This window comes from Microcystis sp. M53603_WE2, assembly GCF_030065435.1.
In genome coordinates, this window is the sequence record NZ_JASJFF010000925.1 from 1 (window position 1) to 1,348 (window position 1,348).

Annotated in this window: 2 protein-coding genes; both read left to right on the forward strand. The window is 47.0% G+C overall.

Annotated elements, in window-relative coordinates; all coding sequences use genetic code 11:
- Positions 1–281: 281 nt before the first annotated feature.
- Positions 282–743 (forward strand): hypothetical protein, encoded by a 462-nt coding sequence (locus PX481_RS19590; RefSeq protein ID WP_039900599.1) that lies wholly within the window; start codon positions 282–284, stop codon positions 741–743.
- A gap of 66 nt (positions 744–809) precedes the next feature.
- A partial coding sequence (locus PX481_RS19595; protein ID WP_288095563.1) for a tRNA-ribosyltransferase family protein occupies positions 810–1,348 on the forward strand: 539 nt, incomplete at its 3' end.

Below are 1,348 nucleotides of genomic sequence, written 5' to 3' on the forward strand. Positions count from 1 at the left end.
GGCTCTTCTCTACTTTGTGTGATAAGCACTGATTATCATTCGTAGGAGTCTTGCTAGGCAAGGCTTTGAAGACTATATTTCTATAAAATTATCCCTATTCTTCTTCCCTCCACACAGAAACCAGAAGAGCCATCATCGATCATCGTTATTAATCTTAAGTAACAGTGAAAAGTTCTAGCGGATTGGGTTAAGATCGAGACGTAACCCGAAAAAAATTGCAACAGGAATCGGTAGAAACACCCGGTGGGTTATTAACGGAAATTTTTTTACTGGCAATCCCTATGAACTATCATCCGCCCTCACAGCCCCTGCCCGCCCCCTGTATTATTGATTCTGGCGTGGTCATCGCTAAAGAAGATATGCGTCGTCTCCTCGATGATATCGGACGAGTTCGCTACATCCATAGTCTCGAAGGGGTGATTCAGAGTGAAGGGGAGGGATGGATAGTGGAAGTTTTCGCCGATTATCAGCAAAGCACCCTAGTTGCTAACTACAGTCTTTATCTGAATACCTATAGCTTCGATTATCTGCGTTTAACCCGCTCTCCTGACGGTGAAACCTATTTTGATCTGATCCAAGACAATCGGCAATTACGGCTGATTCCCCTGAGTAATCCACTGCAAGACCCCGATATGAAAGCCCGTCTCAATGCTGATACCCTCGAAGCCATGGTGACTCAGGTACTTTCTGCTAAGTGGGATGTGCAGTTTGAAGACGAAGACGACAATGATTGCCCCTTTTAGGCAGCGAGAAAAAATACTGATAACCGATAACTGATAACTGATAACTGATAACTGATAACTGAAACAGTGGGATTTTCCTTTGAATTAATCGGCCAGTGTCCCCAAACTGGTGCGCGGGTTGGGGTTTGGCATACTCCCCACGGACCGGTAGAAACACCCCGTTTTATGCCCGTGGGAACTTTGGCCACGGTGAAAGGTTTGACCCCCGCTCAAATCGCCAGCACGGGGGCGCAAATGATTCTCGCTAATACCTATCACCTGCATCTGCAGCCCGGAGAAAGTATTATCGAGAAAGCGGGAGGTTTACACGAGTTTATGGCGTGGAATCAGCCAATATTAACAGATTCGGGTGGATTTCAGGTATTTAGCCTCAGTCAACTGCGGCAAATTAAAGAATCGGGAGTCACCTTTCGATCGCCCCGGGACGGTAGAATAATCGAAATTACGCCAGAAAAATCGATTCAGATTCAAAATGCCCTCGGTGCCGATGTGATTATGGCCTTCGATGAATGTCCCCCCACGGGAGTCAGTCATGAGACCATGAAAGCATCCATAGAACGCACCTATCGCTGGTTAGAGCGCTGTCTGACGGCCCATCAACGACC